General features: G+C 38.9%; 16 protein-coding genes, 1 tRNA gene and 1 CRISPR repeat array (1 of these 18 only partly in view). Of the genes, 12 read left to right on the top strand and 5 right to left on the bottom strand.

All coding sequences use genetic code 11. The features are described 5' to 3' along the window. Positions 1-601: a CRISPR direct-repeat array (repeat unit 34 nt; unit sequence TTAAAAACATAGACCTGATTTAAGGGATTAAGAC); it reaches 1316 nt to the left of the window's first position. Positions 602-693: 92 nt separating this feature from the next. From TRESU_RS11065 to ettA, 5 genes are all read left to right on the top strand, one after another. Further along, complete coding sequence (locus tag TRESU_RS11065; RefSeq protein WP_245535656.1) at positions 694-1851, top strand: ISAs1 family transposase; 1158 nt, start codon at positions 694-696, stop codon at positions 1849-1851. A gap of 433 nt (positions 1852-2284) precedes the next feature. After that, the gene (locus TRESU_RS11060; protein ID WP_013702297.1) at positions 2285-2905 is read left to right on the top strand and encodes a TM1812 family CRISPR-associated protein; all 621 of its coding nucleotides are present in this window, start codon (positions 2285-2287) and stop codon (positions 2903-2905) included. A gap of 18 nt (positions 2906-2923) precedes the next feature. After that, positions 2924-3715, top strand: coding sequence for a hypothetical protein (locus TRESU_RS11055; protein WP_013702296.1), 792 nt, complete (start codon positions 2924-2926; stop codon positions 3713-3715). A 410-nt stretch (positions 3716-4125) separates the two neighbouring features. Continuing rightward, positions 4126-4902, top strand: coding sequence for a hypothetical protein (locus tag TRESU_RS11050; RefSeq protein ID WP_013702295.1), 777 nt, complete (start codon positions 4126-4128; stop codon positions 4900-4902). Between the two features lie 153 nt (positions 4903-5055). Further along, complete coding sequence (gene ettA, locus TRESU_RS11045) at positions 5056-6795, top strand: energy-dependent translational throttle protein EttA (protein ID WP_013702294.1); 1740 nt, start codon at positions 5056-5058, stop codon at positions 6793-6795. Between the two features lie 252 nt (positions 6796-7047). On the opposite strand, the gene TRESU_RS11040 is transcribed toward ettA, so the two are convergent. Continuing rightward, positions 7048-7740 (bottom strand): hypothetical protein, encoded by a 693-nt coding sequence (locus TRESU_RS11040; RefSeq protein ID WP_013702292.1) that lies wholly within the window; start codon positions 7738-7740, stop codon positions 7048-7050. 148 nt (positions 7741-7888) lie between these two features. Between TRESU_RS11040 and TRESU_RS11035 the strand changes: the two genes are divergently transcribed. Both TRESU_RS11035 and TRESU_RS11030 read left to right on the top strand, forming a co-directional pair. Further along, positions 7889-9670, top strand: coding sequence for a DUF6788 family protein (locus TRESU_RS11035; RefSeq protein WP_041612067.1), 1782 nt, complete (start codon positions 7889-7891; stop codon positions 9668-9670). A 77-nt stretch (positions 9671-9747) separates the two neighbouring features. Then, complete coding sequence (locus tag TRESU_RS11030) at positions 9748-10587, top strand: Cof-type HAD-IIB family hydrolase (protein WP_013702290.1); 840 nt, start codon at positions 9748-9750, stop codon at positions 10585-10587. Positions 10588-10590: 3 nt separating this feature from the next. Here TRESU_RS11030 and TRESU_RS11025 read toward each other — a convergent pair whose 3' ends face one another. Further along, a complete protein-coding gene (locus TRESU_RS11025; RefSeq protein WP_245535674.1) occupies positions 10591-12363 on the bottom strand; it encodes a phosphoglucomutase in 1773 nt (590 codons plus the stop codon). A 213-nt stretch (positions 12364-12576) separates the two neighbouring features. On the opposite strand from TRESU_RS11025, the gene lysS reads away from it, so the two are divergent. The 3 genes from lysS to TRESU_RS11005 are packed head-to-tail and all read left to right on the top strand — an operon-like array spanning position 12577 to position 15404. Beyond that, a complete protein-coding gene (gene lysS / locus TRESU_RS11015; protein ID WP_013702288.1) occupies positions 12577-14193 on the top strand; it encodes a lysine--tRNA ligase in 1617 nt (538 codons plus the stop codon). A 41-nt stretch (positions 14194-14234) separates the two neighbouring features. Beyond that, positions 14235-14867: a hypothetical protein gene (locus TRESU_RS11010; RefSeq protein ID WP_013702287.1), complete on the top strand. Its 633-nt coding sequence runs from the start codon at positions 14235-14237 to the stop codon at positions 14865-14867. Positions 14868-14924: 57 nt separating this feature from the next. Further along, complete coding sequence (locus TRESU_RS11005) at positions 14925-15404, top strand: COG2426 family protein (protein WP_013702286.1); 480 nt, start codon at positions 14925-14927, stop codon at positions 15402-15404. A gap of 46 nt (positions 15405-15450) precedes the next feature. Here TRESU_RS11005 and pta read toward each other — a convergent pair whose 3' ends face one another. Then, complete coding sequence (pta, locus tag TRESU_RS11000) at positions 15451-16482, bottom strand: phosphate acetyltransferase (RefSeq protein WP_013702285.1); 1032 nt, start codon at positions 16480-16482, stop codon at positions 15451-15453. 32 nt (positions 16483-16514) lie between these two features. After that, a tRNA-Pro gene (locus TRESU_RS10995) sits at positions 16515-16588 on the bottom strand. Between the two features lie 362 nt (positions 16589-16950). Here TRESU_RS10995 and TRESU_RS10990 point away from each other — a divergent pair. Then, positions 16951-17673 (top strand): PBECR4 domain-containing protein, encoded by a 723-nt coding sequence (locus TRESU_RS10990; RefSeq protein WP_013702284.1) that lies wholly within the window; start codon positions 16951-16953, stop codon positions 17671-17673. Between the two features lie 94 nt (positions 17674-17767). Here TRESU_RS10990 and TRESU_RS10985 read toward each other — a convergent pair whose 3' ends face one another. Beyond that, a complete protein-coding gene (locus TRESU_RS10985; RefSeq protein WP_013702283.1) occupies positions 17768-19348 on the bottom strand; it encodes a type I restriction enzyme HsdR N-terminal domain-containing protein in 1581 nt (526 codons plus the stop codon). Positions 19349-19558: 210 nt separating this feature from the next. Between TRESU_RS10985 and TRESU_RS10980 the strand changes: the two genes are divergently transcribed. Next, positions 19559-20581, top strand: a complete 1023-nt coding sequence (locus TRESU_RS10980) for a branched-chain amino acid aminotransferase (protein WP_013702282.1) — start codon at positions 19559-19561, stop codon at positions 20579-20581. Positions 20582-20597 lie beyond the last annotated feature (16 nt).

Here is a 20597-nt window from a genome sequence, read left to right as displayed (position 1 = left end):
GACATTTTTATATCTCTTGTCGAGTTTGCGCCTCTTGCTTTCTTTAAAAACATAGACCTGATTTAAGGGATTAAGACATGAAGACAGAGATAGTTAAAAATCTGCGGTTCGGTTCTTTTTAAAAACATAGACCTGATTTAAGGGATTAAGACTCACGAACTGGAGTAAGAGTCCCAAGGCAATACTGGTCTTGTTAAAAACATAGACCTGATTTAAGGATTAAGACCAATAATACCCTAAAGGGAACCTTTCCCCTTTCTAAGTTGAAAATTAAAAACATAGACCTGATTTAAGGGATTAAGACCATCTTCTTACCTCCGAAAATCTTTATATTATGAATATATTAAAAACATAGACCTGATTTAAGGGATTAAGACCAGCCGGTCTGATACATGACCTTGAAATTTCAAAGCCTTGTCAATTAAAAACATAGACCTGATTTAAGGGATTAAGACGTCTCTTGAGAGACTGATATTGTATGTTGGGAATGCATTAAAAACATAGACCTGATTTAAGGGATTAAGACTCGTCGTTAAGAACGACAACCTTTAGCTCTGGAAGAGCCCATTAAAAACATAGACCTGATTTAAGGGATTAAGACACAAAATCTGTAGTCATTTGGTATTGCAGGGCAAACGCATGTAAAAATTTTTTGTTTTAAATCTCTAAACTACTATTTAAAAAATGCACAAAATGGTAAAATTCCCCTTGGGTGGAATTATGCTTTTAAGAGAAAGTCTGGAAGAAATAGACGATTTTAGAGTAAAAAGGTGCAGGAAGTTTGAACTGGCTGATATTTTCCTGCTGGTTTTGTTCGGGCTGCTAAGCGGCATCAAGGACATTGAGCACATAGCTGAATGGGCGGAGGAAGCGGAAGAGTCCATCAAGGGGCTGGTGAAGTTTGAGTTCGGTCCGCCAAGTGCCGACACAATTCTCCGGGTTTTCAGAAATGTGAACGCAGATAAAATCGAGAAAGTTTTTATAAAGTGGGCTCATGGAATTTACGAGAAAGTAAAAATTGAACCGGACAGAACAATTGTTGCCATCGACGGAAAGACGATGTGCGGCTCAAACAAGGTCACGGGAGCAAAGGGAATTCACATTGTAAGTGCATGGGCAGATGAACTGTCCCTCATTCTTGGGCAGGTAAAGACAGATGAAAAGTCAAATGAAATCACTGCAATTCCTGAGCTTCTGGAACTGATTGATATAAGGGGAATGATAATCACAATCGATGCAATGGGCTGCCAGAAAAAAATCTGCGAGAAAATTAAGGAAAAAAAAGCAGACTATGTTCTTTCTTTGAAAGGAAATCAAAGCACGACACACGAAGCCGTAAAAGACTTTTTCTCTATGGATGAAAAGGAGCTTGCAAAATACGGAGTTATAAAAAGCGAAAAGGAATGTAATCCTGACCATGGACGAATTGAAAACAGGCAGTATTACCTGTGCACGAACCTGTCGTGGCTGGAGAATAAAGATGAGTGGCCGGGACTTAAGGCTGTTGCCATGGCACGGGAAGAACGGACTGTAAATGGAAAAACTTCCACAGACATCAGGTTTTTTCTAACTTCACTTGATAACATTGAACTTGTGAAAAAATCAATTCGACTACACTGGGGAATTGAAAACCGCCTTCACTGGTGTCTTGATATGACTTTCAATGAGGACTACAAAAGGCACCGAAAGGATCATAGTCCGGAAAACATGACAGTTATGCGCCGTCTTGCATTAAATATCTTACGCCAAGCAGAAAAACCGGAGAATAAAAAACAGGACAGTTTAAGCAAGCGCACGATCTGGTTTCGGGAAAACCGCCAGTTCCGCCAAACGGTTTTAAGGCTCCTTTAAAATTTCACACTTTCTGTAATTTTATCAGAAAGTGTTTTTACATGCGTTTGCCCTGTTTGGTATTGAGCTTCATAGTCAAGAATTAAAAACATAGACCTGATTTAAGGGATTAAAACACAATCAAAATTCCAGTAAAATTAAGATTTGTATTTGTCTGAATAAAAAAATTGCGGGTCAAATCCAAGACTGTCAATCACAATCGCCCTGACCGGAATTGCAATAGAGCTGCTGTCATTTTTTGTAAAACGGATTACAAAGTCCGCTTCATGACATCTGGTGTTTTTTTAGAGAAATTTATTCAAGGAGGCATGATAAAAATTACATCCGTGTAATTTTTATCATCACAGTTTGCTCAGGCGTTGCTTTCACAAACTGTGATTCTCGCCATCCTTGGCTCGCCGCTACGCGGAGTTTTATAAGGAGGCATGATAAAATGAAAAAGATTGTATTCGCAACAATTCCCATGCAGGAAATAAAAGAAGGCATTGTCTACAAATCTGAAGAAAACAAGGTGATTGAGTATGAAAAGCCCGTTCTTTTTACAGTGGACTCTCTGCTTGCAAAAACGCTTGAAAAAGGTGATGAGGTCAAGGTTGTAAGAATTGTTACTGAAGGAAAATTTTCTGATGATAATCTGAAGCTCCAAAAAGATGAGCTTGACAAAATCAATTCTGAAATCGGGGCTGATATTTCCTATGTCGAGGTGAGGGAGGCATATAGGGAGACAAATCAGGTCTTGCATTCAAGGTTCAGGCAGCTGGTGAATTCGCTTGAGACTGGCTGTGAAATTTATACGGACATGACTTTTGGACCTAAGACTTTAACGCCGGTTCTGTTCTATGTGCTTGGATTTGCGGAGAAATTCTTTGATGCGGATATTAAGAACATTGTTTATGGAAAGGTGGCTTTTGATAAAAACAAACATCCTGTTCCTGATACCGCCGAAATTTTTGATGTTACATCACTGTACTACCTGAATTCCATGGCTTCTGTAATGAAAGCTCCGGACGGAGCGTCTGCACTGGCAATGCTCAACACTTTGTTTGAGCTTTAGCGCTCTTGGGGTTGTTTTATGGAAGATTCAAAATCAAAAGAAGAAAATCCCGTCAATCTTCTCTGCAAAAAGTTTTTTACGCCTGAACTCTGCGACGGGCCTGTAACAGAAACTCCTGCTGCGCTTAAGAATAAGGCGTTTGCGGAGCTTTTGTCTTATGGCGATGAAATTTGTCGTAAAAAGTTCAGGGGAAAGGAAGATCTTTTATGCGTGGAAATTGTAAAAACGATTGAGGCGTGCTGGAATTCTTGGAAAAAATCTCCGTGTGCCTCATCATATTCAGGCTACTTTTATAAGGCGCTTTGCAATAATCTTGCAAAAGTATGTGTCCAAAAAGATGATGAATTCAAAGCGATGTCTTTTGATTCTTCTGTTGATAAATATGGTGAGCCTGTAACTTTACTCGATTTTGAGCCTGATGATGAAACTGCGAGTTTGGATGATAAAATCGATAATGACAGTAAGCTTGACAAGCTCCTTGATGGCATTGAAATATATACAAGAGCTGTAAGAACTGATGTCCGAAAATCACTCTGCGTAATGTTCACATACAGAATTCTTGATGATGCAGAATTTCCGGATTCTGGCTGGATAGAAGAGAAACACGAAAAATACTGTTTTATAAACATGGAGCTTGCCGGGGATTATTTTGCAAAACAGAAAGTTGCGAAATCTGAGAACAAAAAATTTAAATATACCCAAAAAGACGTGTCAAAGCTGTTCGGAATTCCTGAAAAAACGCTTTCTGACAGAAGTAGAAAAATAGACAGTTTCTTTGATTCACTGAGAAATAATGAGCAATGTCTTTAAAAGATGTTTGTCCGGTTTTCAATCCGTTCGGAATTACTCCGGGCGGATTTTTTTTATTTAAAAGTGTTAATTTTTCTAACAGAAAGAACTCTTTATATATAAAAGCATAAATAATACTGGAGGAGCAAATGAACGCAGTAAAAGTCATAAAGTTTTTGCCAAAAACGGAGCAATAACAGCTCTTGGTGAAAAACAATCAAAAATAAAAGCTTATGTAAATGGTTTAAAACTTAAAGAGAGGTTTGATATTATGAAAGAAAACTTGGTTATTGTGGCAATTTTTATTTGTATAGGTATTTCTATGTGTATCCTAGAAATTATACTAGATACTTGGGGGTAATATAGAATGGATTAAAAACACAGATTTTATTTAAAGGATTAAATCTTGTTCTGTATATGGGAGATTTTAAATGGAAACAAAGACAACACGCATAGGGATGGAAACAGAGATTGACAAGAACCTTAAAACTCTTGCAGAAACAAAAGCAACATGCTACTGTCTGCGGGAAACAGGTCAATGTGATTCTGATGACTGCTTAGCCTGTAGCAAGCTCAGTCTGTACCAGCAAGGTGTCAGGAACCTTCTGCCTGTTGACCTACTCAAGATTGATAACCTTGCTACAAAGATTATTCAGCGGAAACTTGATAATGACATTTCATTCCGTGCTACGTCAGCTTCGCGCTGGAAATATTTCTTCAACTGCCTGAAATGGATGGCTATAGTTTTTCTGTTTACAATTTTTATCCCTTTAGCGGCTGCTTACTTCTTGTGCACGTATGCCCTGGATACTAAGGGAGCTGTCTATCCTATCATAGATGACGAGACAGAGAGTAAGGTTTTCCGTGTGCTTAATGAAACACATAGGAATGTGTATGATATGAATAATGACCATGAGGTGAACTGTCAGGATTTCACAGTCATGTTCGTGTATCTTTGGGCTAAGATATATCCTGATGATTCAAGGGCTGCACAGATTGTGTTCAACAGGAACTTTAATACAGGCATGAACCACCTGTTTGTGTCGGTGCAGTCTGGTAAAAAGATATTTTATATTGAGCCGCAGGGAAATTCCGTATGCTATCGTATGGAGCATTTCTGGGGAAACAAATATGACCCTGGATTTAACAGGGAGATTACCAAGTCTTTCTGGTATAAGCAGATGGGGCTTCCTTATAATGGAGAGTGATTAATGAGCAAACATTGATGCATAAGTATTCGTGTTATGAGTTCTCCGTGCTGATTCTTCAACTCAATTCTCAGTAACTTTTGAGCTGTTTTTATGTCTTCATTGTTTCAGCTTTAATTGCAAATTATCATTATATAAACTACAATTGGGCGTATGGCAAAGACTGTAGACGATAAGAAAATTATTTACACAATGGATCGGGTTTCCCGCGCTTACGGGACTAAAGTTGTTCTTAAAGACATAAGCATTTCATATTATTACGGAGCAAAAATCGGCGTTATTGGTGAAAACGGCGCAGGTAAGTCTTCTTTATTTAAAATTCTTGCGGGAGTTGACAATGATTTTACAGGCGAAACTCATCTGCTTCCTGGATTCACAATGGGATATTTGGAGCAGGAACCTCAGCTTGAAGCAGGCAAGACTGTAAAAGAAATTGTAATGGAAGGCGTAAAGCCGATTACAGATTTGCTTGCTGAATTCGACAAAGTGAACGAGGCATTTGGAGACCCTGATGCTGACTTTGACAAGCTTTGCGCAAGACAGGCTGAGCTTCAGGAAAAACTTGATGCTGCGGATGCATGGAATTTGGACACAAATCTTGAGCTTGCAATGGACGCGTTAAGATGTCCGCCAGCTGACCAAGTTGTTGATGTTCTTTCTGGAGGTGAACGTCGCCGTGTTGCTTTGTGCCGCCTTCTTCTTCAGCAGCCTGATATTCTGCTTTTGGACGAACCTACTAACCACCTTGACGCAGAAACTGTTGCCTGGCTTGAACGCCACCTTCGCGACTACAAAGGCACAATTATTGCGATTACTCACGACCGCTACTTCCTTGACAATGTTGCCGGATGGATTCTTGAAATGGACAGAGGTGAAGGATATCCGTTTAAAGGAAACTATTCTGAATGGCTTGAAGCAAAAGAAAAGCGACTTGAGCAGGAAGAAAAGCAGGCTTCTGTCCGTCAGCGCGAAATGAAAGAAGAGCTTGAATGGATTCACGCAGGTGCAAAAGGTCGCCAGGCAAAACACAAGGAGCATATCACAAAGTACGAGCAGCTTTTGGCGGAAGAGCAGAAACGTGTTCAGCTTAAAGACAGCCAGATTTCAATTCCGGCAGGACCTCGTCTTGGAAGCCTTGTAATTGAAGCGAGCGGGCTTACAAAATCGTTTGGCGACAAGCTCCTTTTTGAAAACCTTGACTTTGCAATTCCGGCTGGTGCTGTTGTTGGTGTTGTAGGACCTAACGGCGCGGGAAAAACTACTTTGTTTAAAATGCTTGCAAAGGCCACCACAGGTGAAGGAGAAGAAACTCCGGATTCCGGCACGATAAAAGTAGGCGACACTGTAAAGCTTGTGTATGTGGATCAGATGAGAAGCAAGCTTGACCCGAACAAGACAGTTCTTGAGCTTCTTTCTGGAGGAGCTGACCTTATAAAGCTTGGCGCGGTGGACGAAAAAGGACGTCCTGTAAATGGAGCGTTGCGCGAAGTGAATGCCCATGCTTATTGCTCTTGGTTCAACTTTAACGGCGCGGAACAGAACAAGAAAATCAGCGTGCTTTCCGGCGGAGAAAAAAACAGGCTGAACATGGGGCTTATGTTCAAGGAAGCGGGAAATGTTTTGCTTTTGGACGAGCCTACAAACGACCTTGATATTTCTACAACGCGTTCGCTTGAAGAGGCCATCAACAGTTTTGCTGGCTGTGTTCTTGTAATCAGCCACGACCGCTACTTCCTTGACCGTATCTGTACTCACATTCTTGCGTTTGAAAACAACAGCGAAGTCAAATGGTTTGAAGGCAACTGGAGTGAATACGTAGAATGGAAGAAAAACGTCCTTGGAATTGACGATGACCATCCTCACAAAACCATGTACCGCAAGCTCACAAGGTAAGCGTACAACTGTAAAAAAAAAGGATGCCCGACTGGACATCCTTTTTTTTTGTGCCATAAAACCAATGTGATGCTACTTATTACTAGGCGGATTGTTGCCGCGACTTCCACCGCTTGGGTTTCCTGTTGTTGAAGGCATTCTTCCGCCTTCACCTGCGTGGCTGTTGCCTGGTTTTACAGTTGTCTTTCCCATTTGTATGCTCCTTTAAAATGAATTTCAGTAGTTGTATATTTTTGTTTTTGAATATTTTTATTAGTTTTTTGGAACTATAGATGTAATTGTTATTGTGCCAGGATAACAGGTTCGTTTCTCTGAAGCTGTATCTATATCTTGTGTTTCTATTACCGTTGTGACTGTAAGATGTCCTTTAAATTCATATATCGCATTATCAATATTGGTATTATACGTAGTATTACTAATTTTTTTCTCTTGACTGAATTGCGCTGGAGTCCTCGTTTCTTCTGTTAAAATCACACCTTGAATTTCTTTTATATCATCGCTTAGCTTATATATTCCGTAATAGATTTTAACATCTTTCTCTGGTGTTTTGAAAACATCATTTAAATAAAGATCATCGGAATTAGAATATTGAAAACTTTCTTTTAGTTCTGCTGATGTCATTGCAAAACCATAATGGCAATCGTATCCAGCATCTGTCATTTTTTTTATATCTTCAGAAGTGTAAAAAAATTTATATTTGTTGGGCAATACTCCAGAAATATTGTTTATATTTAGTGAATTGTATTCGGTCTTTAAATTTTCAGCTAATTCAATTTTATATTCACAACCTAATGAAACATCACTAAGATGAATAATGTGCCATTCAGATTTGGGTGAAACTTCTCCTGCTTGAGATTCTACACATCCTCCGTCATCGCAGCTTAACAATGCAGCCAGCATAAACATGCTTGTAAAAATAATAATAAGTTTTTTCAAAGTTTTCATAAAATAACTCCTTGTTAATTTTGTTGCTCTGTCTTACCCCCCCCCGGCACTTTGTCAAGAGATTTGTTTGCTTTTTAGAGATTTTATTTATTGCACAAGTTAACTTAATTAACTTGTTAAAGTAAGTTAATTAAGTTAATATTGAAGCATGAATGACATAGAAGAACTTAGGAAAAAAATGGAATCTCTTCCAGCTGGCGGAATTACGGCAAAAACGATAAAAGGAAAAAAATATCTTTATTATCAATGGACAGAAAACGGCAGGCAGTTTTCGCGGACTGTAAAAGAAAAAGAAGCTGAGCTTTTAAAAGCTCAAATAGAAGAGAGAAAATTTTTGCAGGAAAAATTAAAGGAGATGAGGAATTCTAAAATTCCTGTTTCTTCAGCAATGATTAAAAAAGTTAATGCCTATAACTGTGATGTCAGAATTGGAGAATCTCTAAAAATTTTTGCGGCATCTGTAAGTTCTTATAAAAAACGTTATATATATGAAGTTATAAAAAATTTTATATATAATGAAACGCATGATAAGGTATTTATTCTTTATGGTCTGCGAAGAACTGGAAAAACTACTTTAGTCCGTCAGATTATTTATAATATGCTGGAAAGTAATTTTTCTAAATCAGTTTTTATTCAGATAAATTCAAATAATACGCTTTCTGATGTAAACAAGGATTTAAAAGTGCTGGAAGCTAAAGGCTATAAATATGTCTTTATTGATGAAGTTACACTGATGGATGATTTTATTGATGGAGCTGCTCTTTTTTCTGATGTTTTTGCTACTAGCGGAATGAAGATAGTTCTTTCTGGAACAGATTCTCTTGGTTTTATTTTTTCTGAAGATGAGCAGCTTTATGATCGATGCATTCTTTTGCATACAACATTTATTCCGTTTCGGGAGTTTTATGATGTTCTTGGAATTCAAAGTATTGATGAATATATTAAATATGGCGGAACGATGAGCCGCAGCGGTGAAAATTATAATAATTTAATTTTTGGTACAAAGCAGAGTACCGATGAATATGTGAATACTGCAATTGCCAGAAACATACAGCATTCGCTTAAGAATTATCAATATGAAGATCATTTTAGAAATCTCTATGAACTATATGAAAAACATGAACTGACAAATGTAATCAACAGAATTGTAGAAGATATGAATCATCGTTTTACTATTGATGTTTTGACGCGCGATTTTAAATCCCATGATTTTGGCTTGGCGCAAAGAAATGTTCGTAATGATAGAAATAATCCTACAGATATTCTTGATACTGTTAATAAACCGAAGTTCTTAAAAAATCTTATGAAGGCTTTGGAGATTTTAAATAAACAGAATCAGACTGTAGAAATCAAGGATGTTCATCGCAAGGAAATTAAAGAATACTTGGATATGCTAGATTTGACTTGTGATATTCCTGTTGTTTCTATGACTGATTTGAATAATAGAGTTTTTTTTACTGTTTTTACTCAGCCAGGCTTGCGTTATTCGCAGGCGGAATCTCTTATAAAAAGCCTTATGATGGATGACATTTTTAAAAATATTTCCGCAATTGATAGAAAAAGAATTACAGATAAAATTCTTGATGATGTAAAAGGTCGTATTCTTGAGGAAATTGTTTTGCTGGAAACTAAAAAAGCTAATCCTGAAAAGGATATATTTAAACTTAAATTCGCTGTAGGTGAATTTGATATGGTTGTATATGATTCTGAAAATGTTAACTGTAAAATATATGAGATTAAGCACAGCAAAGAAATTTCCAAAGAGCAGTACCATCATCTTGTCGATACAAGAAAATGTGAACAGACAGAATTTCGCTATGGTAAAATTTTGAGTAAGGTAGTTTTATATAGAGGAAAAAACTCAGAAACAGAAGAGGGAATTTTGTATAGGAATGTGGAGGAATATCTTTTAGAACTTGGCAAACATTAAAGCTGTCTTTATAAATCCCATTGAAACAACTTTGTGGCTGGTTTATAATCTGCCAAGATTTTTTATGCGAGGTTTATATGGCAAAGCTTCCTTCTTACGCTCTTGATGTAAGGCTTATTGCGCTTGACTTGGACGATACTCTTTTGGATTCAAATCGGAAAATCAGTGATAAAAATGTGCAGGTGCTTCAGGAATGTGTTCGGCGCGGAATTTATGTTGTGCTTTGCTCTGGGCGTGCGGAAGATGGAATTCTGCCTTTTGTGCGCAGAATGGACATTGCGGGCAGCGAGTTTGGGAAATTCATAATTGCAATAAACGGATGCAGTGTTTTTGATATGCACGAGCGCAAGCAGATTTACACTTGCAGCGTTGATTCTTCTGTTCTTTTAAAGGCTAATTCCGAAGCTGAAAAAATGGGGCTTAGAAGTGAAGTTTATTCACCGGACACAATTTTCTATGCTGAAGAGACTCCCTGGACGCGCAAGGATGTTGATATGTGCGGTTTGAAAGGCAAAGTTATAGACGACTATGAAACTTTCCTGCGTGAAAAAAAATTTCCCAAAATGCTTGTTCCGGGCGAGCCTGAAACTCTTCAAGTGCTGCAAAAAAAACTTAAAGATGAACTTGGAGATTCTGCCGTTATTTTTACAAGCAAACCGTACTTTCTTGAAATCCTTCCGCCGAACTGCGGAAAAGGAGAATCCATCAACTGGCTTGCTGACTACATTGGAATTCCACGCTCATCTACAATGGGATTCGGAGACAGCATGAACGATGAAAGCATGATTGCAAAATGCGGCTACGGCGTGTGCATGAGCAATGGAATTGACTACATAAAAAACGCCGCTGACTTTATCACTGAAAAAGATAACGATTCAAGCGGCGTTGGCGACTTTATAGAAAAATATGTTTTGTAATTTTTAAGATTCAATGTCCGCTTTTTGCAGAAGCTCTGTTTCCCATTCGAGCAGGGCTTTTTCTTCTTGCGTCCCGTTTCCTTTTACATCGCACATAATTCTAAAGACTGGCTCTGTTCCGCTTGGACGCATCCAGATAAATGCGACTGGCTGATTTTCACTGTCCATAAATTTTACTTTAAGTCCGCCGTTTGCGTTGTTCCAGTTTTGATCGGCTGCAGTTTCTTTTGTGCCGTTTGTCGTGAATGCTTCGTAGCTTGCGATTCCGTATTCATTTTTGAGCTGCTCTTTTTTTTCTTCCCAAGACGAAATGAATTCTTTTTTGAAATTTTCCTTTAGCTTGCCTTTGTCTTGCATTTTTACTTGAAGAACTGCGCGGCTTTCGCTTACGCCAGTTGTTGTGTATTCGGGCAGTGTTGAAATAACGTCATCGAGTGTAAAGTTGTCTTTGTATTTTTTTTCTTGGCCGGACATCTTGCACCACAAATGGAACAATCCAATCTTGTTTTTTGTGTCCCGCAGCGCAAGAAGCTTTACAAGCGCAAAGATTGTAGCGACTGGATCCCTTACCGCAGAAGGGTATGTTATGTTTCCGCCGTTGCTTCCTTCCCCGAATATTCTTACGTTGAAACCTTCGCTTCTTTTTTCACGTGCAAGGTTCACTACATTGGCTTCTCCAACTTCCGCGCGGAATAGTTTTGCATTCAGGCTGGCGCAGATTTCGTCAATTCTCATGGAAGTAGGGCAGTTTACAGCTACTGCAAGATTTTTAGCGTCAGGATTTTTCCAGTATTCAAATGCAAGTTCCGACATTACACACAGCGCGAACACTTCTTGTGCTGGCACTGTTTTTGCCTCTTTTCCGTTCCAGTAGACAATGTTTCCGCGGTCGCCGTCGCAGTCCGGCATATAACCAAGCAGGGCTGATTTGTTTCCTTCTTTCTGAAGCTCATTGATTTTCTGCGCGCAATGCACAAGATTTTCTGGCTCTGGAATTATTGCGTGGACAATTTTATCTTCATTGAATGGAATAAAACCGATTCCGCTTTCCGGGATAAATTTTTTATCTATTGAAGTTGCTCTGGCGGAACCGTTCATATCGCACACAATGCTAAGTGGATTTTTCTGCGCTGCTTTTTTTAAAATGCTGAACAGCTTATGCTGAAATAAAATTTTTGGACTTCCGGCTATTACGGTCTTTATAAATTTTTCGTAGGCGGCAAGAGACTTTTTTTTATACTTGGCGCATTTTGCGTACACATTTTCAACTTGTGTCTTTTGCGCCTTGAATGCAAGTGAAAGCGCGTGTTCTTCTGCTCCGGCTGAACTGCATTTTGCTGCAAAGTTTTCCGCGAGTTTTTTTGATTCCCCGGCTTCAAAAACGCCTCCGTTGTTCAGACCGAATTTTATTCCGTTGTGTCCTATTGGATTGTGGCTTGCTGAAATGTAGAGGAATCCGTCATGCTTTTTTGAATATGCCATGATTTCCGGGGCGGCGGCAGTTCCAAGAAAAACAACTTTTATTCCGCAGGCGCAAAGTCCTTGAATTACATTGAGCGCGATTTCTTTTCCTGTGGGGCGGGTGTCTGTTGCCACAACAACTGCCGGATCTTTTTTGCCCGTCTTTGAAATTATATATTCAGCGAATGTTTCTGCAATTAAAAGACAGAGAAAACTGTTTGCTTCTCCGATTTTTGGCGAAGTATCTTCCGCATCCATGCTTTCTGCAAAAACTTTTCTCCAACCGGACGCCGATAAAATCATATTGTGTTCCATAATATTTCTATTATAACGCTTTTGCCGCTAGTGTGGAAGCGAACATATAAATGGGGTATTAGGGCACTAGCCTTAAGCGGCGCAAGTAAAGATTGATGGTATGGAGGAAAGAAAACGGCGATAAAATCGCTTCGCTTACGAATTAGTTGGTTTTTCTCCCTCCAAAAACTTGCGTTGCACATTGCCTTTGTTTTCAATATAATAATCCGCATTATGTCAGAAAGAAACGAAAAAGAACTTTGCCACTGGGCAGACCAGCAGGCTTCAAGAATTATCAAGCAGAAAGGCGACCTTGACCTTTACACCTGCGCTTCTGGAATTACACCGAGCGGAACAGTTCACATTGGAAATTTCCGCGAAATTATTACTGTAGATTTGATTGTGCGCGCCCTCCGCGACCGGGGCAAGAATGTGCGTTTTATTTATTCCTGGGACGACTACGATGTTTTCAGAAAAGTTCCGGGCAATATGCCTCAGCCGGAAGTTCTTGAAAAATATCTGCGCTATCCAATTACAATGGTTCCGGATACTTTTGGAAGGGACGAAAACTATGCGCGCCATCACGAAGTTGACATTGAAACGCAGCTTCCGCGTGTTGGAATCCATCCAGAATTTTTGTATCAGGCGAGCCGTTATCGTGCAAACCGCTACGCTGAGGGAATGAAAAAGGCGTTGCAAAACCGTGAGCTTATAAAAGAATGCCTGAACGAATACCGCGATGAGCAGCACAAAATGAAGCCGGAAGATGTTTACTGGCCAGTAGCTGCTTTCTGCTGCAAATGCAATAAAGACGAAACAGAAATTCTTGGTTACGACGGTGAGTACGGCGTTACGTATAAATGCAAGGCTTGCGGACATGAAGAAAAAGGAGATCTTCGCACTTCAAAAGAATTCAAGCTGGGCTGGCGTGTTGACTGGCCTATGAGATGGAACGAAGAAAAAGTTGTATTCGAGCCGGGCGGAAAAGACCACATTTCTCCGGGCGGAAGCTACGACACTGCAAAACTTGTAAGCAAAAAAGTTTTCGGTTGGGATGCTCCTGTTACAATGAAGTACGACTTTGTAAAACTCAAGGGCGTTCCTGGAAAAATGTCATCCTCAAAAGGAAAAGTAATTTCTCTTGTTGACGCTCTTGAAGTTTATCAGCCGGAAGTTTTGCGCTACATTTTCGCCATGAACAAAGTTGACCACGAGTTCAGTATCAGTTTTGATTTGGATGTTGTTACAATATACGAAGCTTACGACAAGACAGAGAGAATCGCCTGGGGAATCGACAAGGCAAAGAACGAAGATTTGTTCCTCAAGGAAAAACGCATTTACGAGCTTAGCCAGATTGAAAACGGAATGCCGAAAGTTCAGCCGTACCAGATTGGATTCCGCTTGCTTACAACTTTGCTTCAGACTTATTCAGGCGACATCGATGCTGTTATTGCTTCTCTCAAAGATGTAAAGGAAGAACAGAAGGAAACTTTGCGCCGCCGCTGTGTTTGCGCATGGTACTGGATAAAAGAAAGCGCTCCTGACTGCGCTCCGGATTTCTGCTTCACTTTAAGAGAAGACGGTTCTAAGGCTGAAGATATTTCGGGTGAAATGCTGACTGCTGTGCGCCGTGTGCGTGATGAAGTTGTTCCGCGCCTTGATACTTTTGCGGTTGACAAGGAATGCCAGCAGGCGATGTACGACATTGCGACAGAACTTGGACTTGAGTCAAAAGCATTGTTTACAGCTTTGTATCATGCCTTGATTGGAAAAGATCAGGGACCGCGCCTTGCAAGCTTCTTTAGGATTATCGGAAAAGAAAAACTTCAGAAAATCCTGAGCGTATACTAAAAAAAGTTTGTCCCGATAAATTAGCTGTCTTGGGTTTTTAAATGAAGAAGAAAATTTATTTTTCACTTGCGCTGAATATTTTGATTACCGCATTCGAAATTTCCGCTGTGATTCTGTCCATAATTGAATATGGCGGATTTAGTTTCTTTAAATTTTATACACAGGACAGCAATATTCTTTTGGGGATTTCGTGCGCTGTTATGGCATTTTGTAAAATCCGCTTTTTATGTTCAGGCAAAAAAATTTCTGATTCAGTAAAATTATTTACTTACATTGCGGTTTGCTGCACAACACTCACGATTACAGTTGTCCTTGCCTTGCTCATTCCAAATGCCGGCGGATATACAATGAAGAATTTCAGCCATTATATGCTTGAAGGTTCAGGGCTTTTTATGCATTTTGTTTGTCCTGTTCTGGCATTGGTTTCTTTCATTTGCTTTGAAGAAATTCCGCTGAAATTTTCGCATACTGTTTGCGCTATTGTTCCCACGCTGATTTATGCGGCTGTTCTTTTTGTCTTGAATATCGCCAGTGTTTTGGTTGGTCCGTATTTTTTTCTTCACGTTTATGAGCAGAGCGTTCTTGCTTCTGTGGGATGGACGTTTGTTGTAATCGGCGGAAACTATTTGATGAGCGTTGGAATCTGGGCAGCGTCTAGAAAAAAATCATTTTGAAAGTTGCATTTTGCGTTGCAGTTGCGAATGATTTCTTATGTATGCTAAAATGAGTTTATGTTAAAAAATTTTCTTTGGGTGTTTTTTATTTCGATGGTGCCGCTTATTGAACTTAGGGGTGCGATTCCTGTTTCGCAGGCGTTAAAATTGCCGGTGATTTCTTCTTATGTTGTCAGCATAATTGGAAATATGATTCCTGTTCCTTTTATTTTCTTGTTTGCAAGAAAATTTTTGGAGTGGGGACAGGATAAACGTCTTGTGGGCGGAATCTGCCGTTTCTTTTTATTGCGAGGAACTTCTGCCGGTGAAAAAATGCAGGCAAAGGCTGGACGCGGACTTTACTTTGCGCTTTTTCTTTTTGTAGGAATTCCGCTTCCGGGAACTGGTGCTTGGACTGGAACACTTGCAGCTAGCCTTCTGGACTTGGACGGAAAAAAGACATCTCTTGCCGTTATGGGAGGCGTTTTGCTTGCCGGCGTGATTATGCTTGTTTTGACATTGCTGGGAGTCGGAGCTGCAAACGCAGTCGCAGGATAAAAAGTTAAATTAAAAAAGCTGCCCGTTTAGGACAGCTTGTGTTTGCTTATGCCTGCAATGCTGTAACTGCTACTGTTGCAACAATGTCGTCAACGTTGCAGCCACGGCTAAGGTCATTAAGCGGTTTTGCGAATCCTTGGCATACAGGTCCAATTGCCATCCAGCCGCCCATTCTCTGGGCAATCTTGTAGCCGATGTTTCCTGCATTGATATTTGGGAATACAAAAACATTTGCGTGTCCTGCAACTTTGCTTCCCGGAGCTTTTAGCTCGCCGACTTCAGGAGCAACTGCGGCGTCAAACTGAAATTCTCCGTCCAATGCCAAGTCCGGTGCCTTTTCCTGCGCAAGCTTTACAGCTTCCTGAACTTTTGGAACGCTCTTAAAGAATTTGTCATCGTTTCCACTTCCTTTTGTGCTGAAGCTTAACATGGCGACTCTTGGCTCGATTCCTGCAATTTTCTTTGCAGTGTCGGCTGTTGCAACTGCGATGTCTGCAAGCTCTTCACTTGAAGGCTCGATGTTGATTGCGCAGTCAGCAAGAAGTGCAACGCCTTCCTTTATGTATTTGTTTCCGCATTCAGGTGCAACCATGATAAAGCTTGATGAAACTGTCTTTATTCCAGGCGCGGTCTTTATAACCTGAAGTCCCGGGCGCAATGTGTTTGCTGTTGAATGGCAAGCTCCGCTTACAAATCCGTCCGCATCTCCTGCCTTGAGGATAAGAGCTCCGAACATTGTGCGGTCTTTAAGAATGTAGTTTTTTGCATCTTGAACTGTAGGATATTCTGCCTGTCCAGTTTTTTTGTTGATTTTGCCTTCACGTGTCTTGAATAAAAGTTCCGCGTATTTGTCTGTATCAGGGCTTGTCGTTGGATCTACAAGCTCAATTCCTGAAAGGTCAACTCCCGGGGCTGCTTTTGCGCATTCTTCTGCGTTTCCAATAAGGATGATTTTTGCAATTCCTTCCTTTACGATTTTTGCAGCGGCTTCAACAACACGCTTGTCTTCGCCTTCGCAAAGAACGATTTTTTTTCCGGCCAATTTAGCCTTTTCCTTTAACTGTGAAACAAAATCCATAATGCACCTTCTTTAATTGTTTTATTTGAAAATCGGGCAACCGGAATTCGAATCCGGGACCTCGTGCCCCCCAGACACGCACGCTAACCAACTGCGCTATTGCCCGAAAAGCACTGCAATTATATCAAATCCAAAACTGATTGGCAACTTGAGAAGGAAAACGGTTCTGGTAAAACTTCAATGTAAATTTGAATTAAAATATGAATTTTTTTCTAAATATATATTGTAATGAATTTGACATTATAATAAATTCAAGTTATATTTTAATTGTAGTTGGCAGGTTCAACTATCATGCGTTTGAGCTGAAAGAACGAGATAGGAATTGCGTTGTTTCAGTTAGCAGTATAAGGGTTATGCATTTACCAAGAGCCTATCTTAGGTTGCCTTAGTTGAGTAGCTGACAGAAAATGCTTATTTTCAATAAAGCCTTGCTTTTATGCAGGGCTTTTGTCGTTTTATGGAGTTTTTATGCCACTTTCTTATTATTGCGAACTTAAAGATATTGCAGATGCTTTCGAAAAACTCCTTGATATTGAGTATATTTATACTTTAAAAAGTAAATCATCTGAGACAGGTATAAAAGAGTTTCGTCTTAGATTTCTGAGAGAGCATTTGTATCATTTATCAGGTCTTCATCATTTTGAAGATATAATAAAGTTAAAGCTCTTTAGAGAACACAAACGTAGCGGTAAAGATTTTTTCTATGATTTAAAACTAGGATATATAACAACAGTAGATATAAAAGATTCAAAAGAATATACGCTTGAAAAGCAAAAAAGATTGTATTATCTATTGAATCTTGAACGCTTGTTAGATACAAATAAAAAAGTTTATAGTTTCGATGGCATTATTCATGGCAAAGGTAAGAATAAAGAGTCCAAAATAAAAGCTGAATTGATTTTAAAAAATATTGAAAATATTTCTGATAATGTATTTGTTTTTCTTAATAAAGGTTCTTGTGAGAATATTTATTCTATAATATCGATTGTTTGTTCTGAGATTGATTATTCGAGAGGACAGCATGAAGAATGTATGTTGATTAAGAAAAAGTTCTTAAAAAAGAATTTTGTAGAAACACTTTTTATACATCCATCGTATTTTAGAAATCATCTTGAACTTGTAAAAAATGAGCAAGAATATATAAGCAGAACATCAGAACTTCAGGCTATTTTGAAAAATAAATTGTTGTAGTAATTAATCAAATAATTCTCTTTGGTCGAATTTCTCGATGTAACTTTTTTATGCAAATCCAAAAGTGATTGGCAAATTGGGTAAAAAAACGGTTTTATTTTATTTCTCGGACAATTTCTGAGCCGATGATTTTTTTCAGTTTAATTCCTATGATATTATCAGAATATACTGCTTTCCAATGGTTTTCAAATATTGGACTGCTTCTGTCTGCCTCACCTAAATTTGATACTTTGTATATAAGAATTCTTTCTTTGTCGCAGATTCCCATCAATTTTGAATGTAACATTCTGGCATACGAAAGGCATTGGCTGAATGCTTTTTGCTGTTCAAGCACAGATGACATGTCGTATTTTGCTTCTATTACAAAGGGCGCGTTTTCAAAATGTTTTTCACCTTTTGCGAAAAACACAAAATCAGGAATGGCTTTTTCATTTCTTCCAGCTTTTAAAGTCAGCTGCCTTGTCCAGTCTGTTTCCTTATATCCAATTTTTTTGAGAAAAGGAATCAGTATATTTTCTTCAACATCTTTTTCAATTTTTATAATGCCGAAATTTATATTTGAACTGTTGAATAGCTTGGGAAGTTTTTCAATTTTGTAGCTTGAATCTTTCTCGCGGAAAAGACGCAGGAGATTTTCGTAATCCTCTGCACTTAGTTCTTTGCCGTTTAGTCCCTGAAGATTTCCTCTTACTATTGGAACTTGTGAAAAATATTTGTCATTTTTCAAATCATGTATACTGACGTGAGGCACCTTTATTCCGTTGCATATTGTTGATCTGCAATGATAGTAATCGAATGGATTGAAAAAGCCGCCTGAATCTGCACGCCATATCGAGTGGATGTAACTTCTTGGAGATTTGCAGTACATTACGATTATATCACCACGCTTTGTGTGTTCATTGCACGCCCATATATTATCTTGATTATAAGATGTGTCTTTTCCTAAATTGTCAAGATAGTAAAAATCTTTTCCGCCTGCACCTCCGCCTGTAAACCAAATATTTGTAGGTTCTGGAAGTTCTTGGTTTTTATTTTCTTCTAACATCATAGGAGCAAAACCGTAAAGGCAGGCACAAAATTCTTCATCGTTAAGATTGTTGTAATCGGCAAAATTGTGAAATGCGTCGTTCAATTGTAAATAGTAAGCGACATAATCCTTGTAATTTTTTGACTTTGGAATGTCTGGTATATTGCAACCAAGTGCATCGCAGTGTTTTTGTATTATGTCAAATCTTGAGGAAAAAAGAATTGGAAAGAATGATGATGTATAAAAATAAAACAAGAATAATGAAAAACAGTCCATTAAAGCTGCTTTATCTCTATAAGAATCTGATGTGCAAAAAAATGTGTCATCAAGAACAAATTGTTTTTTCTCATCATCTGTATGACAGTGTTTTATGCTATAGTTGAAAAAAAGATTATTCAGTTTTATTTCTGTTAGCGATTTGTTGATTTTTGGTAACTTGATATTTCCTAAGCGTGTATTTATGCGTAATGTATTTACAACACAGCAAATATATTTTATATGATCTGAATCACAACATTTTAAATAATTTAATAAGTTTTCCATTTTTTTAAATGGATTGTCAGGATAATTTTCATTAAGTGTGAATAAATTCAGCAATTCTTGTCCTTCAGCAGATTTTTTATATAGTTCCCATAGTCTTTTATTCATAATTATTAAACTCTCTATTAAGTTTGCAAGGTTTCAGTCTGGAAATTATACTTCAATAAATCAATTGTAGCACATTCTATTTTTGCTGTATATGTAAAGATTTTGTTTTTTGTGCGCCATTCCTCCCCTGATTGTTTGATTTTTTCATTTGTGTTAATATGTTTGTAAAATTCTTGCCGGCATGGAAATACCGGTTTTTCGAGGTGAAGTATGGCAAAGAATATTGATTGGGCGAATCTTCCTTTTGGTTATCAGGTAACAGATAAGAGATTTGTTGCTAACTACAAAAACGGCGCATGGGACGCAGGCGAGCTTACTTCCGATGCTACTGTGCATATTTCTGAGTGCGCTGGAGTTCTTCAGTATGCCCAGACTTGCTTTGAAGGTCTAAAAGCGTATACAACAAAAGACGGCAGAATTGTTACTTTCCGCCCGGACTTGAACGCTGACCGCATGGCTTCTTCCTGCGAGCGTCTTGAAATGCCGGTGTTCCCAAAAGAGCGTTTTGTTCAGGCTGTGCTTGATACTGTAAAAGCGAATATTGACTGGGTTCCTCCTTTTGGAAGCGGCGCGACTTTGTATATCCGTCCATATATGTTCGGTTCAAATGCTGTAATCGGTGTAAAGCCTGCTGATGAATATCAGTTTAGAATTCTTGTTACTCCTGTAGGTCCGTATTTCAAGGGCGGAGTCAAGCCGATTGTTGTCCGCATTTCAGACTTGGACAGAGCCGCTCCTCATGGAACAGGCGACATAAAAGCCGGCCTTAACTATGCGATGAGCCTTCACAATATAATGGACGCACACAGAAACGGCTTTGCAGAGAATATGTATCTTGATCCTGCGACACATACTTATATTGAAGAAACTGGCGGAGCAAACATTCTCTTTGTTACAAAAGACGGAAAGCTTGTTACTCCAAAGTCAAACAGCATTCTTCCTTCAATCACACGCCGCTCTTTGATTCAGGTTGCAAAAGATTATCTTGGAATTGAAGTTGAGGAGCGCAAGATTAACAAGAACGAGCTTGCGGACTTTGCAGAATGCGGACTTTGCGGAACTGCCGCTGTAATTTCTCCAATCGGAAAAATTGTTGACCACGGAACAGAAATCAATGTTCCAAGCGGAATGGAAGAAATCGGACCTGTTCTTAAAAAGCTCCGTGAAACTTTAACTGGAATTCAGATGGGCGAAATAAAAGCTCCGGAAGGTTGGATTTACGAAATAAAATAAACGGAAAATATTCAGC

This window comes from Treponema succinifaciens DSM 2489, from assembly GCF_000195275.1.
GTDB classification, from domain to species: Bacteria; Spirochaetota; Spirochaetia; order Treponematales; family Treponemataceae; genus Treponema_D; species Treponema_D succinifaciens.
Note: the sequence above shows the minus strand (reverse complement) of the source record. Positions and strands in the feature narration are given on the sequence as shown.